We start from the raw sequence: 15431 nt of genomic DNA on the forward strand, positions 1-15431 counted from the left end.
CCGCTTCAACTCGGCTTTCTCCTTGCGGAGTTGCCTGAGCTCGTCGTGCTCGGCGGTGGTCAGCCGGTCGTCACGCTGGCCGCGGTCGGCCTCGCACTGGCGGACCCAGCCGCGCAGGGCCTCGGGATGGATGCCGAGATCCTTGGCCACGTGCGCGACGGGGCGGCCGGTGGCCTGGGCCTCGCGGATGGCACGCTCGCGGAGCTCATCGGGGTATTCACGGGGTGCTGCCATGGTGCTGGTGGTTCTCATTCGCCAGGACCGTAACCCTGGCATGAGGGGCTCCACAAATCTCAGTACAGCTCAGTCCGTGGAAGCCGTGCACCCACCTCGTGGGCCGCCGGCACGCCGGGCACGGCCTTCGCGGGTCCTTCTCGTACGTGCCGCCGGCCTGGTCGGTCAGTTCCTTGAGCGCCGGCAGGTCCATGCCGGAGACGGCCAGGTCGCGGGGGGGGCCGGCCGGATCGCGGTTACTGAGCAGCGCATGGGGCGGAGCGCCTGAGCGGTGCGTATCGTGGGCGTATCGAAAAGCGGATACGCGCCGACAACACAGGGCCGACTTGGCTGGCGCCATGTCCTCTCGCGAACCAACACCCCTGCCCCTTTCTGTGACGCTGAGTGTCGCACCGATCAGCGACGCCGCCCACCTGGCCTTCGTACGGGCGCAACGGTCGGTCAACTTCGCGCAGACCCCCGCGTGGGGGCGGGTGAAGACGGAGTGGCGCAGTGAGTCGCTGGGATGGTTCGGGGGTGGGCGGCTTGTGGGGGCGGGGCTTGTCCTGCACCGGCCGGTGCCGGGACTGTCGCGGTTCACGCTTGCGTATCTGCCGTGGGGCCCAGATATCGCCTGGTCCGGGGAGGTCGGTGCGTGGCTCGACCCGCTGGCGGCATACCTCAGGGCCGGTGGCGCGTTCGCGATTCGGCTGTGCCCACCGGTGCGGACGCACATGTGGGGTGCGGCGCAGGTCAAGGACGGTGTGGCCGATCCGGGGGCGCGGCGGCTGACCGAGCTCTCCGATGGGCAGGTCGATCCGGTCGGTGCCGGGGTGAGCCGACGGTTGCGGGCGGACGGCTGGCTGCCGCAGAACCCTGAGGACGGGTTCGGGGCCGGGCAGCCGCAGTTCACGTACGAGGTGCCGCTGGCGGGAAGGTCCGAGGACGATGTCCTGAAGGCCATGAACCAGCAGTGGCGCCGCAACATCAAGAAGGCCGCGAAGGCGGGGGTCGAGGTCACAGTCGGTGGTGCGTCGGGCCTCGCGGCGTTCCACGAGCTCTACCTACACACCGCCGCGCGTGATGGGTTCACGCCGCGGCCGTTGGCGTACTTCGAGACGATGTTCGCGGAGTTGAGCGCCGAGGATCCTGGGCGGATCGCGCTCTATCTGGCACGCCATGAGGGTGTGTTGGTGGCCGCGACGGTCCTGGTGCGGGTCGGCGGACACTCCTGGTACGTGTATGGCGCCTCGTCGACGGCCAGGCGTGAGGTGCGGGGTTCCCACGCGTGCCAGTGGGCGATGATCCGCGATTCACTGGCGGCGGGCTGCGACGTGTACGACATGCGGGGCATCACGCCGACGCTCGACGCCGTTGATCCGCAGGTGGGCCTGGTCCGGTTCAAGGTGGGCACCGGGGGGCGTGCGGTGCGGTACGTCGGGGAGTGGGATCTGCCGCTGCGCACGTTGGTCTATCGCGCCTTCGCCCTGTACATGCGGCACGGGCGCTGAGCCCGCGCCGCACGGTTACCTGAGTGCGGCGGCCACCTCGTCGAGGCGGGCGCCGCGCGACGCCTTGACGAGGACGACATCGCCTTCGGTGAGGATCTCGTGCAGCCAGGCTTCGGCCGCTTGGTTGTCAGGGAACGCGACCGCCCGCTCCCTTGCGGTGTCGGCGATGGGACGGGCGGTTTCGCCGATGACGGCCACCAGGTCGGCGTGTGCGGCCGCGTACTCGCCCACCGCTCGGTGTTCGGCCTCGCTGTCGGCGCCGAGTTCGAGCATCGCGCCGAGTACGGCGATGCGGCGCCGGGCCGACATCGCGGCGAGCGTGTGCAGGGCGGCTCGGGTGGAGTCGGGGTTGGCGTTGTAGGCGTCGTTGAGCAGGGTTGCGCCGCTGGCGAGGGTGCGCAGTTCCAGTCGCCATTTGGACAGTGAAGCGGTGCTGAGGGCCACCGCCGAGGTGACCAGGGGAATGCCGGCTGCGAGTCCCGCCGCGGCGGCGGCCGCCGCGTTGAGTGCCTGGTGGGCACCCACGAACGGCAGCGCGACCCGGGCCCGGGCGTCGGAGGTGCGCAGCGTGAAGGTCGCCCGGCCCGCGCGGTCGAGGGCCAGGTCCTGGACGCACACGTCGGCGTGTGCGTCGGTGCCGAAGGTCAGGACCGGCCCGTCGGTCAGCGCACGCATCACGACGACGCGCGGGTCGTCGGCGTTGAGGACGGCGGTGCCGCCGGGTGCGAGGCCGCGCACGAGTTCGCCCTTGGTCCGTGCGATGGCCGTGCGCGAGCCGAACTCCCCGATGTGGGCTTGGCCGACGTTGAGCACGACCGCGATGTCGGGTGCGACCAGGCCGGTGAGGTGGGCGATGTCGCCGACGTGACGGGCGCCCATTTCGAGGGCGAGGAAACGGGTGTGCGCGTCGGCGCGCAGCATGGTCAGGGGCACGCCGAGTTCGTTGTTGTACGAACCGTGTGTGGCGACGGTCGGCCCAGCGCCCGAGAGGACCACGGACAGCAGATCCTTGGTGCTGGTCTTGCCCTGCGAGCCGGTCACCGCGACGACGGTCAGCCGCTCGCGCAGTCGGGCCACGGAGTGGGCGGCGAGTGCCCGCAGTGCGGTCGGTACGTCGTCGACGACGACGGTGGGCAGCGGTGTCGGCCGTGAACCGAGCACGGCGGTCGCACGGGTGCGGCCGGCGTAGTCGTGGCCGTCGACGCGCTCACCGGCCATGGCGACGAAGAGACCGCCCGGTTCCCCGTGCCGGCTGTCGAGGACGGCAGGCGCACTCACTGTGACCGTCGCGTCCCCCGTGGCCCGGCCGCCGACGAGCGCGGCGATCTCGGTGAGGGAGAGAGGGTGCGGGGCGAGGGATGGCTGGGTTCGAGTCATGACTTCAGTGAAGGCGGCCGGGTGTTTCCGGGGCGTATGCAGTTCTCGATACGCCGGCGATACGGGGTTGGGGTCGGGTGGGATGCCGCCCTTGCCGCTCGGCGTCGGGGGCGGGCTGCGGCTCCGGCTCCGGCTCCGGCTCCGGCTCCGGCTCCGGCCAGGCTGCCCGAGACGGGCTGTATTCATCTCAGGCTCACCTGTGTGATGGGAAAGTCGAAGTAGGTGTCCGGGTAGGGCTCGTCCGTGAGTGTGTAGTGCCACCATTCGCAGGCGTAGGAGCTGAATCCGCTGGTCTCCATGATGGAGCGAAGACGCTTGCGGCTGTCCGCCGCGACCTGCGAGATTCCTGCCGCTCCATGGTGCGAGACCGAGTCCATGAGGTCGTGGTCGCCGCCCATGGCGGCGAGGTCGCCGCTTTCCAGCTGATACAGCGTCAGGTCGACGGTGCTGCCCCGGCTGTGGCCCGACCTGGCGGCCACGTATCCGTTCTCGAACATTTCGGGCCGGTCGATACGGGGGTAGTGGCGCTGCTTGGTGCGGCCGTCCTCCGGCTGCCCGGACCAGCGCAGGAAGGAGTCCGCGGCACGTTGCGGGCGGTATCCGTCCCAGAGAAGCAGGCCGAATCCGTGCGAGGCCGCCTCTTCTCGGGCGCTCTGCAGTGCCGCACACAGAGCCCTGGTACCGACGATGCGGTTGGCCAGGTATCCGTCGACCGGTTTTCCGGTGAAGTTGTCCCAGGTGGCGTACTTGGCGTCCCAGCGGACCCCGGGCATGAACTCGTCCATGAAGACGAAGTCGTCACGCATCGGCCTGCTCCGTGGAGGGCAGGGGCCGGGCGAGCGCGCCGGTCACCAGACGGTCGATCACTTCGTGCAGCGGAACCCCGGCGGCGGCCATCATCCTCGGATAGCGGCTGTAGGAGGTCATTCCGGGGAACGTGTTGACCTCGTTGAGGACGATCTGTCCGTCGTCCTTGAGGAACAGGTCCACGCGGGCGAGGCCGCGGCAGCCCAGGGCACGGTAGACGGCCTTCGCCACGTCCTGGACGCGGGCCCGGGATCCAGCCGGAATATCGGCGGGGACGATCGGCGTCGCGTTGTCGGAGCCGGTCTCGGGTGCGTCCTCCTGATGGATCCGGAAGAACCCGTGGGACAGGGCGATACGGTCGACTTCCCCCGCGATCAGGTCCGTTCCGGCACCCAGGATGGCGCATCCCACCTCGCTGCCGACGACCGCTTCCTCGATGAGGACTTTCGTGTCGTACCGCCGGGCGACGTCCAGCGCGGCCGGCAGTTCTTCCGCATGCGTCACCTTGCTGACCCCGAAGGACGATCCCGAGCGGGCCGGCTTCACGAAGACGGGATAGGTGAGCCGGCCGGCGTCGATGGCCTCTCCCACCGCGACCGTCCGGAAATTCGGCGTGGCGATTCCGGCACCGGCGGCGACGGCGTAAGCGAGGGACTTGTCCATGCCCACCGCGGAACTCTGCACGTCGCAGCCCACGTACGGGATTCCGGACAGCTCGAGCAGCCCCTGGATCGCGCCGTCCTCCCCGAGTTTGCCGTGCAGCACGGGCACGACGACATCCAGGCCGACCGTCTCGTACTTTCCCTGGTCAAGAACGAGCAGTCCGCGCACATCGCGGTCCGGGGACAGCACAGCGGACCGGTGAGCGCCTTTCTCCCAGTCGGTGGCGGGGCCTTCGCAGAGTTTCCAGGCGCCGTCGCGCGTGATTCCGATGAAGTACGGCTCGTAGGTGTCCGGGGAGAGGTTCCGTGCGATTTCCAGCGCGGACTTGATGGAGATGGGGTGTTCCTCCGAGCAGCCCCCGAAGAGGATGCCGATCCGAAGCTTTGCCTCAAGCATGCTGATTCCTGCTCTCGAATTCCAGGCAGTTGACGATCGAGTTCTCGACCGTGTCTCTCAGGGCACGGTCGGTGTAATACGCGGTGTGCGGGCTGATGAACGCGTTCGGCATTTCCTGCAGCCGCAGCAGCGGCTTGCTGTCGATGGGCGCGTTTCGTCGGTCGGCGTAGAACACGCCTTCCTCCCCCTCGACGACGTCGAGGGCGACACCGCCCAGGCGTCCGTCCTCCAGCGCCGCGACCAGCGCGACCGTGTCGATCAAGGCGCCCCGCCCGGTGTTGACCACGAACGCGCCGGGTTTCAGCCGCTGGATGCGCTCACGGTCGAGAAGGTGGTGCGTCTCGGCGTTGAGCGGTGTGTGGAGCGTGACGACGTCGCTCGTTCTCAGCAGCTCATCGAGCGACATCTCGTCGCCGAACGCATCGGATGCACCTGCGCGGCTTCCGTACGTCACTGTCCGGCATCCGAAAGCGCGGAGCCTTTCCGTGACGGCCGTGCCGATGCGCCCCGTCCCGACCACGCCGACAGTCAGGTCGCGCAGTTCCCTCCCCCGAACATCGTGCAGCCGGTAGTCGTGCACATCCGCGCGGCGGACGGTGGACTTGGCGTGGCGCACCGCCATCAGCAGCATCATCACCGTGTAGTCGGCGACGCCGTCGGGGGAATAGCAGACGTTCCCGACGGAAATGCCGACACGGCGCGCACAGTCCACGTCGATGTGGTCGTACCCGATGCTCCGGGTGGAGATGTAGGAGACGCCGACTCGGCTCAGCGCACGAAGTGTCTCCCGCGTGATCCGGGTCTTGTGCCCGACGCTGACGCACCGGTTTCCGGACGCCATGTGGACGTTGTCCTCCGACACCGCGGATTCCGTGATCCTCGGTGCCGCTCCGAATCGGGGCGCCAGCTCACGGAACCATGCTGCTTCGTCCCGCCCGCATCCGAATGCAGTGATTTCCACTGGCTCGCTGTAGGTCATGTCCCCATTCAAGGAAACGGGGTGTTGCCGGTGCGTATGCAGTTTTCAATACGCTGCCGATACGTCGTCTGTTCCGATACGTCGTCGGTTCCGCTGCGCCGGCCGGCCCGGTGTTCGCCGAACCGGCCATCGGCCGATCGCGGTGGCTGTCCGCTACGGACGGGGCCGCTCTCACAGGCCTGGCCGGGTCGGCGGCCGTCCGCGCGCAGCCGTCAAGCACGGCTGGGCACATGGCGGCGCCGGTGCGATCCGTCAGCAGGACACCCACTGAGGCCGGAGCGGGCTCTTCGGCGAAGGTGTCGGATCTGGTCGCCCAGCCGTAGTCGGCGCGAGACACCTCGCGTCGTCACGGCCGCGCCCCCGCATGATCGGCGAGGCGTGTGTCAGGGCCGCGCGGACGTGGGCGCGGGCAGTCGCACCGTGATGCGCAGGCCGCCGGTGTCGCGCGGGGTGAGGGTGAGGGTGCCGTCGTGTGCGCGAGTGATGGTGGTGACGATGGCCAAGCCGAGGCCAACGCCCGCCTGGGCGGCGTGGATGCGCTCGGTACCTCTCTGGAATGGTTCGGTGAGCGTCGAGACCAGGTGTGAAGTCAATTTCTCACCGGTGTTCTCGACCGTGAGCATCGCGGTGCCGGGGTGGGCGCTGGTAGTAATCCACACCGTGCCCTGTTCGGACAGATTGTGGACGATCGCGTTGTGCACGAGGTTCATGGTCAGTTGCAGCAGAAGGGCCGACGATCCGCTCGTGGGGGTGACGACGCCGCGGGTCTCGATGGTGACGCCGTTCCTCTCCGCGAGGGGGAGCAGCGTCTCGGTGGCTTCTTCCGCCAGGAGGGACAGGTCGACCTGTTCTCGGGTGAAGGACCGCTGGCTGGCGCGGCTGAGCAGGAGCAATGCTTCGGTCAGGTCTATCGCTCGGCTGTTGACTGCTTGGAGGCGGTCAAGGACCTCGCCGGCGTCGTGTGATGGATCGGTGCGGGCCACGTCCAGAAGTGATTTCGAGATGGCCAGTGGGGTGCGTAGTTCGTGCGAGGCGTTGGCGGCGAATCTCTGCTGCTCAGCGACGTGTGCTTCAAGCCGTTCGAGCATCGCGTCGAAGGCGTCGGCAAGTTCGCGGAATTCGTCCTGCCGTCCCGGCATCTGGATACGGTGCGAGAGCGATCCCGTAGCGGCTGTGCGGGTGGCTTTGGTGATGCGGGCCAGGGGGGCGAGCATACGGCCGGCGAGGAACCATCCCCCCAGGAGGCCGAACACGAGGAGGAACGCCATTACTGCGGCTGCCGTTGGTGCGAACCCACGCACGAAAGAAGTGACCGGATTTGCTTTCCATGCCCCGTTTTCATTGGTCTGCAGCCACCCCTGCTGCAGAAGGAACACTCCCATGGCGGCAAGCAGCAAGGCACCGGCGAGCACGAGGAACCCGGTATAGCTGAGGGTGAGCTTGAGGCGGACACTCAATCCAGGTGCCCTACCCACGGTTCCCTCCTGCGTCTGCGGCCTGCGGCTGCGCACCGATTCGGTAGCCGACGCCGGGGACCGTAGCGATGATCCACGGCTCACCGAGACGCTTGCGCAGTGCCGAGACGGTGATTCGGACAGCATTGGTGAACGGATCGGCGTTCTCGTCCCATGCGCGCTCCAGAAGTTCCTCAGCGCTGACGACACCCCCCTCGGCGGCGAGGAGGACCTCCAGCACAGCGAACTGCTTGCGCGTCAGCGCGACGTAACGACCGTCCCGGTAGACCTCGCGTCGGAACGGATCCAGTCGCAGCCCTGCCATCTCGCGAATCGGAGGCCGGCTGTGGGCACGTCTGCGGTCGAGCGCCCGGAGTCTGAGGACGAGTTCCCGCAGTTCGAATGGTTTCGTGAGGTAGTCGTCGGCGCCGACCTCGAACCCGGACACCTTGTCGTCGAGACGGTCGGCCGCGGTCAGCATGAAGATCGGCATGCCGCTGCCCGAGGCGATGATGCGCCTGGCGATCTCGTCACCGGAAGGGCCGGGGATGTCGCGGTCGAGGACGGCGATGTCATAGCTGTTGACGCTCAGCAATTCCAGGGCGGTGTCGCCGTCGCCCGCGAGGTCGGCCGCGATCGCTTCCAAGCGCAGACCATCGCGGATGGCTTCCGCCATGTAGGGCTCGTCCTCGACGATCAATACACGCATACTCCCGATGTTACGAGCGGGCACATATCGTCCGCGTATCAAAAATGGGAGCACACACGTCAAAGGGAGCACACACATCCCGCTCCCGCCCGGCAGCTCGGCCGGCGCCTCGTCGTCCAGTCGCAGCCCCCGGCCGCCTGGCGGGGGTCAAAGACGAAGCCCGCGAGTTCTGAGGTGATTCCGGTGGTGTGGAGAGTCTGACAATGGATCTTGCAGATCCGCGAGATCCACACCGGCCGCAGGGGAACGTACGGAGTGCGGCGTATCGAGTCTCTACCGAACCCGGAACGGTTCACACCCTCACCGAGGCGGGCCGTGCGGCGGTCGCGGAGGGGCGGCGGTTGTCGATCGGCGTGCTGGAAGACCTCTTCGCCCCTCTTGGCGAGGCACAACGCAGCGAATTGCTTCGCTTGCTGCGCCATCTAAATTAGACGACTGGTCTATTTTGGATTATACTGACAAACATGCCAGCCACTACAACCCGCAATGCCGACACACGCCGGAACATTCTCGACACCGCCCAGCGGATCATGGCGCACAAGGGCTACTCCGCGGTCGGCCTCAACGAGGTGCTTGCGGCGGCCAGCGTACCGAAGGGGTCCTTCTACCACTATTTCTCCTCCAAGGACGCCTTCGGGGAGGCCCTGCTGCAAAGCTACTTCGACGAGTACCTCGCCGACATGGACCGCGTACTCGCGCAGCCCGACCGATCCGCCGCCGAGCGCCTCATGGCCTACTGGGAGTCGTGGCGGGAGACGCAGAGCTTCGACGAGTGTCAGGGCAAGTGTCTCGCCGTGAAACTCGGGGCCGAGGTCGCCGACCTCTCCGAGCCGATGCGGCTGGCCCTCAAGGAGGGCACGACCGCCATCGTCGACCGCCTTGAGCGGGCCATCACCAGCGGCCGCGCAGACGGATCGATCACGACCGACGACGCACCGCGCGAGACGGCACAGGTTCTGTACGACATGTGGCTCGGCGCCAGCGTCATGGCCAAGATCCATCGGAGTCTCGGTCCCCTCGACACCACGATGGCCATGACACGCCAACTGCTGCACGTGTAGCGGCGGCGAACAACCTGTCCGAGTGTTACAGGCAGTGCGACTTGTACCGGCATCGAGTACTGGGCGTTCTCATCGGTTGCGGCGGGTTCCGGCGCGGTGCTGTCAGGACCAGGCGATCTCGCCATGACGGAACAGAAAGCGCCCCGTGCCGGAGCCGGGCTTCTCGGTGGCCAGGGTGACGATCGCGTCCGTGCCCTCGGTGACGGTCTGGGGCCCGCTGTGACCGTTGAGGTCGGTCGCGGTGTAACCGGGGTCGGCGGCGTTGACCCGGATGTCCTTGAGCGCCTTGGCGTACTGCGTGGTCAGCATCGTCAGCGCGGCTTTCGAGGAGGTGTAGAGCGGCGCGATGACGTGCGACTCGGGCCGGTCCGGGTCGTGGGTGAGAGCGAGGGAGCCCATGCCGCTGCTGACATTGACGATCACAGGGTCGTCCGATCGGCGCAGCAACGGCAGGAACGCGGTGGTGGTGCGGACGACGCCGATGACGTTGACGTCGAGGACGGCGAGGGCATCGGCGGCGGTGAGGTCGCTGGGGTCGCCGACGGGGCCCTGCACACCGGCGTTGTTGATCAGGACGTCGATCCTGCCCTCGTGCTCCGCGACGTTTGCGGCCGCGGCGGCCACGGACGCGTCGTCGGTCACGTCGATGGGGACGTAGCGTGCGCCGAGCGCGGCGGCCGCCTCCTCGCCCTGCTCGCGGTCGCGGGCTCCGACGAGCACGGTGTGCCCGCACTCGGTCAGACGGCGGGCGGTCTCCCGGCCGAGACCCTTGTTGGCTCCGGTGATGAAAGTGATCGTCATGCGTTCGATAGTGGCCGAGGTGAAGGAGGCGGACCAGGGACGCTTCGTCGGTAGGAAGACCAGTACCACCTTGGGGTCCACACGTATGACCGGGGATGAAGAATGACGGAGAACATGCCGACGGCACCCGGAACCGGATTGGGCGCGATGATCCGCACCTGGCGGGACCGGCTGCCCCCGTCGGCCGCCGGGCTGCCGGTGACCCGCGGGCGCCGGGCGACCGGACTGCGGCGCGAGGAACTGGCCGAGTTGGCCGGGGTATCGGTCGATTACGTCGTGCGCCTGGAGCAGGGGCGGGCCACGACGCCCTCGGCGTCGGTGGTGGCGTCCCTGGCGCGCGCCCTGCGGTTGTCCACCGCGGAGCGGGACCACCTGTACTGGCTCGCCCGGCTGCTGCCGCCGACGGACGGCGTGCTCTCCGACCATCTGCCACCTGGCATGCGGCGGGTGCTCGCTCGTCTCGGGGACGTGGCGGTCGCCGTGTTCGCGGCGGACTGGCAACTGGTGTGGTGGAACCACGGCTGGGCCGCCCTGCTGGGCGACCCCTCCGCCGCGCCGCCGCGGCTGCGCAACTTCGCCCGCGACAGGTTTCCGGTGGACGCCGGCCCGGCGCGCCTGGCGCTGTGGCCGGTGACCGAGGCCGATCGCGACGCCACCGACGCCGCCGTCGTCTCCGACCTGCGCCGCGCCACCGGCCGCTTCCCCCGGGACCGTCGCCTGGCCACGTTGATCCGTGAACTGAACGCGGGCAACAAGAGGTTCGCCGAGCTGTGGGCGCACGGCGAGGTGGCCGCGCACCGCGAGGACCACAAGACGATCGAGCATCCGGCGGTGGGCCCGGTCACGGTGGATTGCGATGTGCTGAGCGAAGGCGACTCCGAACACAAGATCGTCATCATGACCGCGATGCCTGGCAGCGAGGACGAGACCAAGCTACGACTCACCGCGGTCACCGGAGCGCCGGCTACCGTACGCGGCTGATCCCGTCCCCCCGTACGCGGGTGATCCCGTCCCCCCGTACGCGGCTGATCCCTTCCCCCGTACGCGGGTGATCCCACCCTCTGTAAGCGGTGGGGCCCGCTTCCCCATCGACCGATCAGGACCCGGCCCGTGCTGTCCGTCGTACCGGCCAGGCGATCAGCGTCGTGGCCAGAGCAACCACCGCGAGCGCCGAGCCGGCGGCCAGGACGGTGACCGGATCCCAGACCTTGCCGAGCACCTGTACGAGGACGGGGAAGGCGAATCCCACGTAAGTGAGGCTGTAGAAGACAGCGATCACGGTCGAGATGTTCTGCGGGCCGGCGAGTGACTCCGCGAGCTGGAGGCCGCTCACCAGCAGGAGACCGTAGGCCGATCCCAGGACGACCGCTGCGACCAGCATCAGGACCAGTGAACCGGTGGCCACGGTGAGCGCAGCGGTGAGCAGCCCCGCGATCACCGCCGTCATTCCGGCCCGGAACGGCGCGGCCGGGGAGCGCCGGGCCAGACGTCGCGCCCCGGGCTGCACCGCGATCCCACTGCCCAGGGTGATGGCGGCGACCACGCCTCCGCCGACGGCGCCGTACCCGCCCAGCGGCACCAGCACGGGCAGCGCCGCGAGCGAGACGGTCGCGGCCCCGAAGACCCAGGGCGCGGTGGGAAGCACCGCGGTCAGAAAGACACGGCTGGTGAGGACCTTCATCGGCCCGGCACCCGGGTGCGGCCTGGCCTTGCCTCGCCCGGCGGCGGACGGAGCCGCCGCGGGAGCACGCCACACCACCGGCACTGTCAGTGCCACCAGTGCTATGTGCACCAGGTAGGCCGCGGTCTGGGGTGAAGGCAACCACTGGACGATGACTCCGGACAGCAGTGGTCCGACCGCGAACCCGGCGGTCAGCGCGACCGCCGACCGCCGCGCTCCCGCTCCCTCCTCCCTGGCCTTACCGGCCTTACCGGCCTTACCGGCCTTACCGGTGTCGGAGAGTTCCTTGATCCATGCCGTTCCCGGTCCGAATGCCGCGCCCGCGCTGATGCCGACCAGGATCCGTCCGGCCAGGACCGTCCCGAACGCCCCGCCGGAGGAAAGGATCACCGCGGAGCCGAGCGCGGAGAGCAGCAGGGCTCCCAGGAGCACACGCCGCCGGCCGAGACGGTCGGAGAGCCGGGCCATGACCAGCAGAGCGGGGATGAGCCCCAGCGCGTAGGCGCCGAACAAGCCGTTGACCTGAGATCCGCTCAAGTCGCCGCGGTAGACCTGCAGGACGGAAGCGAACATGTTTGCCCCCCACCCCACGGTGAAGACGGCGGCCGCCGGCCGCATCCACGCGGCCCACGGAGCCCTCGTCGACGTCTTCACCGACGTCTTCACCGATGTCTCCGCCGCGGCCGGTGCGTCGGCGCCGGAAGAAAACGCACCCTGAACCGGCCCGTCGCCGCCGGAATTCGGTAGGTCGACAGCGGTGGGGGGACCAGAAAGAGCCGTGATCTCTGAAGTACTCATGGGCACGACCATACGTCATAAGTAGACCAGTCGTCTACGAGGCCTGCTACCGCTCGCCGAGAAGCTGGCGGCAGCCATCCATGGGGCGGTCAGCCGCCTGTGACATGTCTGTTTCCGCACCTGTGGCACGGGATGGCTCGGCAGCCCGACCAGGTGGAGCGCGGGCCACGTCGGTGCCACCGACGTGAGATCGATCAGGGAATCGCGCAACGCGCGAGGGTGTCGCCGCCGGCCCGTCAGGCGTCGAAACGGCCGCGCGCACTCTCGATGTGCCCGAGGTGCTGGTGGGTCCAGCCGCAAATGGCGTCGACCGCGGTGCGCAGGGCCCGGCCCGGCCCGGTGAGGGTGTACTCGACTCGCGGTGGCACGGTGGGGTGCACCTTCCGGTCGACCAGGCCGTTGCGCTCCAGCATGCGCAGGTTCTGGGTGAGCATCTTGTGGCTGACGCCCTCGACCTCGTTGCGCAGCTCGCTGAAGCGCAGGGTGCGCTCGCCGAGCGCCTCGATGATCAGGAGCGCCCACTTGTTGGCGACGTCCGAGAAGATCTCCCGTGCGAGGGAGTCCGCGCGCCGCAGGTCAGCGTCCTCGGGCAGGCCCTTGAGCAGCTGCTTGGTCACCATTGGGTTCCTCAGTCACGGAAAAGTGCGTTCTTCCAGGTCAGCCATGACTCTCCTACAGTCCCTGAGTAACTACAAGAGAGCACACCGGAAGGGCGCGCACCGTGACCACCATGGACGTCTTCAACTACAACGTGCCGGCCGAGAGCGACTTCGGCTACTCACAGGCGATCAAGTCCGGCGAGCTGATCCATGTCTCTGGACAGCTCTCGTTCGGTGAGGCAGGCGAGTTCCTCTACGCGGGCGACTTCGCCGCCCAGCTCAAGCAGACCTACGCCAACATGGACAAGGTCCTGGACCACTACGGCTCCACCCGGAACCAGGTCGTCTCGCAGACCCTGTACGTGGTGAACCTGCGGCAGAACGCCGCGGCGACGGCGGAGGGCAACCTGGGGTACTTCGGCGACCACCGCCCGGCCAGCACGGTCCTGGGCGTCCCTGAACTGACCTTGCCCGGCCAGGTCATCGAAATCAGCTTCGTCATCGACACGAGACTGCCCGCCTGAGGTCTCCTCCTCGCACGCTCTCCCGCCAGTTGCACGGCCGCGTCGCCGAAGTCGGCCTCCGCCTCGATGCCGGGCGGGTGGGTGTGCGGGATGAACCTCGATGGGCGCCGTGCCCGCCTCCACCGCGATCCGGGGCTTTCGGCCGGCGACATCGCCCCTGACCAACGCATAGGACACGTCGGCGCCGTCTTCCCCGGCCAGCCGGTGGAAGATCCGGGTGTCCGTGTGCCGCTGCTTGCGCGGCGCGTCCAGGTCCGCCCGCAGAATCCCGTCGATCACCGCCTTGTACGGATCCAGCGCTGACGGCCGCGGCGGCAGCGGCTTGCGTGGCTCCGGCCAGGCCGGGCCCAGGGCCTTGCGCACCGTCCGCCAGGCAACGCTGTGCTTGCGCTCCAACTGCCGCATCGTCATGCCGACTCGGTGGTCCCGCCGGATCGCCGCGTACAGCTCGGCCTTCGACATTCACGGCATGACCAGGGCCTGTCACTGGGAACACCCCGACGCTGTCCTGGCAAGCCCCCACTGCCTTCACAACCCGTGAACACTGCCCGACCGTGGAAACGGGTGCCTCCCAAACTCGCTCGTGTACAACCGCCGTCCCGAGTCGCGAACAAAGCCAGGGCCCCGATGGCATCGGCGACAGCCGATCCCTGATACCGGCGCCGGCATCGATGTCACGTTGACGTGGACGCGGACGTGGACGTGGATGTCGCCACGAGAGCACCGTGTCAACGTCGACGTTCCGCCTCCCGCACCCCGGGCGGCCACTCGCCTCGTCGAGCAGGCCGCCCGAGCCGTCCGCGGCCGACCCCTGGGCCGTCCGCGGCCGACCCCTGGGCCGTCCGCGACCGACCCCTGGGCTGTGCCGCTCACGACCCGCCGACTTCGCTTCGTGAGGTGCCCGGCGAGCGCAGGGCGGGCATCGTTGACGTCCGAGTAGACCAGTCGTATAGTTCTGGTTGTCGGAACGCGGCACACGCCGGTAGGCGGCACAGCTTCGGAGGTTGACGGTCATGGGACACATCAAGGTCGGCACGGAAAACAGCACGGACATCGAGCTGCACTACGAGGACAAGGGGACCGGCCAGCCTGTAGTGCTGATCCACGGTTATCCGCTGGACGGGAACTCGTGGGACGGACAGACGTCGGCGCTGCTGGAGGCCGGCTACCGGGTCGTCACCTACGACCGGCGGGGGTTCGGCAAGTCCAGCCAGCCGGCCACGGGTTACGACTACGACACCTTCGCCGCCGACCTGAACGCCGTACTGGAGGCGCTGGATCTGCGCGAGGCGGTGCTCGTCGGGTTCTCCATGGGCACCGGCGAAGTGGCCCGTTACCTGTCCACCTACGGTTCGGCGCGGGTCGCCAAGGCGGTGTTCCTGGCCTCCCTGGAACCGTTCCTGCAGATCACCGACGACAACCCCGACGGCGCCGCGCCCGCCTCCTTCTTCCAGGGCGTCTCCGAGGCGGTCAAGAAGGACCGGTACGCCTTCTTCTCCGACTTCTACAACGACTTCTTCAACCTCGACGAGAACCTCGGCACCCGTGTCAGCGAAGGAGCGGTCCGCAACGCCTGGAACGTCGCCGCGGGATCGGGAGCCATCGCCTCGGCCGCCGCCCCCCTCACCTGGCCCACCGACTTCCGCGCCGACATCCCCAAAATCGACGTTCCCGCTCTGATCGTCCACGGCACCGGCGACCGCACCCTGCCCATCGACGCCACCGGCCGGCGCTTCGCCAAGGCCCTGCCCACCGCGCAGTACGCCGAGATCGACGGCGCCCCCCACGGACTGATCATCACTCACACCGCCGAGGTCAACGAGATCCTGCTGGCCTTCCTCGCCCAGTAAGCCGCATC

Annotated in this window: 16 protein-coding genes; 6 read left to right on the forward strand and 10 right to left on the reverse strand. The window is 68.5% G+C overall.

The genetic code is table 11. The features are described from left to right. On the reverse strand, positions 1-252 hold a 252-nt coding region (locus ACH4RC_RS32585; RefSeq protein WP_398207289.1), incomplete at its 3' end, for a transposase. Between the two features lie 320 nt (positions 253-572). Here ACH4RC_RS32585 and ACH4RC_RS32590 point away from each other — a divergent pair. After that, the gene (locus ACH4RC_RS32590; RefSeq protein WP_398207520.1) at positions 573-1724 is read left to right on the forward strand and encodes a lipid II:glycine glycyltransferase FemX; all 1152 of its coding nucleotides are present in this window, start codon (positions 573-575) and stop codon (positions 1722-1724) included. 15 nt (positions 1725-1739) lie between these two features. On the opposite strand, the gene murF is transcribed toward ACH4RC_RS32590, so the two are convergent. The 6 genes from murF to ACH4RC_RS32620 form a co-directional block, all read right to left on the reverse strand. Next, positions 1740-3101 carry a UDP-N-acetylmuramoyl-tripeptide--D-alanyl-D-alanine ligase gene (murF, locus tag ACH4RC_RS32595; protein ID WP_398207291.1) on the reverse strand — a complete coding sequence of 454 codons (1362 nt, stop codon included), beginning with the start codon at positions 3099-3101 and terminating at the stop codon, positions 1740-1742. A gap of 182 nt (positions 3102-3283) precedes the next feature. Next, positions 3284-3907, reverse strand: a complete 624-nt coding sequence (gene vanX / locus ACH4RC_RS32600) for a D-Ala-D-Ala dipeptidase VanX (protein ID WP_398207293.1) — start codon at positions 3905-3907, stop codon at positions 3284-3286. After that, positions 3900-4967: a D-alanine--(R)-lactate ligase gene (gene vanA / locus ACH4RC_RS32605; RefSeq protein ID WP_398207294.1), complete on the reverse strand. Its 1068-nt coding sequence runs from the start codon at positions 4965-4967 to the stop codon at positions 3900-3902. Before vanA ends, vanX begins: the two co-directional genes overlap by 8 nt. Next, positions 4960-5946, reverse strand: coding sequence for a D-isomer specific 2-hydroxyacid dehydrogenase family protein (locus tag ACH4RC_RS32610; protein ID WP_398207296.1), 987 nt, complete (start codon positions 5944-5946; stop codon positions 4960-4962). The genes vanA and ACH4RC_RS32610 overlap by 8 nt, the downstream gene beginning before the upstream one ends. Before the next feature lie 383 nt (positions 5947-6329). Continuing rightward, positions 6330-7421: a sensor histidine kinase gene (locus ACH4RC_RS32615; RefSeq protein ID WP_398207298.1), complete on the reverse strand. Its 1092-nt coding sequence runs from the start codon at positions 7419-7421 to the stop codon at positions 6330-6332. Further along, on the reverse strand, positions 7414-8109 hold the full coding sequence (locus ACH4RC_RS32620) for a response regulator transcription factor (protein ID WP_398207300.1): 696 nt from the start codon (positions 8107-8109) through the stop codon (positions 7414-7416). The genes ACH4RC_RS32615 and ACH4RC_RS32620 overlap by 8 nt, the downstream gene beginning before the upstream one ends. Positions 8110-8573: 464 nt before the next feature. On the opposite strand from ACH4RC_RS32620, the gene ACH4RC_RS32625 reads away from it, so the two are divergent. Further along, positions 8574-9170 (forward strand): TetR/AcrR family transcriptional regulator, encoded by a 597-nt coding sequence (locus ACH4RC_RS32625; RefSeq protein ID WP_398207302.1) that lies wholly within the window; start codon positions 8574-8576, stop codon positions 9168-9170. 102 nt (positions 9171-9272) lie between these two features. On the opposite strand, the gene ACH4RC_RS32630 is transcribed toward ACH4RC_RS32625, so the two are convergent. Beyond that, on the reverse strand, positions 9273-9971 hold the full coding sequence (locus ACH4RC_RS32630; RefSeq protein ID WP_398207304.1) for an SDR family NAD(P)-dependent oxidoreductase: 699 nt from the start codon (positions 9969-9971) through the stop codon (positions 9273-9275). 114 nt (positions 9972-10085) lie between these two features. On the opposite strand from ACH4RC_RS32630, the gene ACH4RC_RS32635 reads away from it, so the two are divergent. Then, complete coding sequence (locus ACH4RC_RS32635; protein ID WP_398207521.1) at positions 10086-10952, forward strand: helix-turn-helix transcriptional regulator; 867 nt, start codon at positions 10086-10088, stop codon at positions 10950-10952. A gap of 115 nt (positions 10953-11067) precedes the next feature. Here the strand turns inward: ACH4RC_RS32635 and ACH4RC_RS32640 are convergent, their stop codons facing one another. Next, a complete protein-coding gene (locus ACH4RC_RS32640; protein WP_398207306.1) occupies positions 11068-12225 on the reverse strand; it encodes an MFS transporter in 1158 nt (385 codons plus the stop codon). On the opposite strand from ACH4RC_RS32640, the gene ACH4RC_RS32645 reads away from it, so the two are divergent. Next, the gene (locus tag ACH4RC_RS32645; RefSeq protein ID WP_398207308.1) at positions 12224-12370 is read left to right on the forward strand and encodes a hypothetical protein; all 147 of its coding nucleotides are present in this window, start codon (positions 12224-12226) and stop codon (positions 12368-12370) included. The genes ACH4RC_RS32640 and ACH4RC_RS32645 overlap by 2 nt on opposite strands. A 316-nt stretch (positions 12371-12686) precedes the next feature. Here the strand turns inward: ACH4RC_RS32645 and ACH4RC_RS32650 are convergent, their stop codons facing one another. Then, a complete protein-coding gene (locus ACH4RC_RS32650; RefSeq protein ID WP_398207310.1) occupies positions 12687-13070 on the reverse strand; it encodes a winged helix-turn-helix transcriptional regulator in 384 nt (127 codons plus the stop codon). A 101-nt stretch (positions 13071-13171) separates the two neighbouring features. Here ACH4RC_RS32650 and ACH4RC_RS32655 point away from each other — a divergent pair, with 101 nt between their 5' ends. Further along, entirely contained in the window at positions 13172-13573 is a 402-nt protein-coding gene (locus ACH4RC_RS32655; protein ID WP_398207312.1) for a RidA family protein, read from the forward strand. 1013 nt (positions 13574-14586) lie between these two features. Further along, complete coding sequence (locus tag ACH4RC_RS32660; protein WP_398207314.1) at positions 14587-15423, forward strand: alpha/beta fold hydrolase; 837 nt, start codon at positions 14587-14589, stop codon at positions 15421-15423. Positions 15424-15431 lie beyond the last annotated feature (8 nt).

This window comes from Streptomyces sp. NPDC016845, assembly GCF_044332585.1.
In the GTDB taxonomy this organism is placed as follows: Bacteria; Actinomycetota; Actinomycetes; order Streptomycetales; family Streptomycetaceae; genus Streptomyces.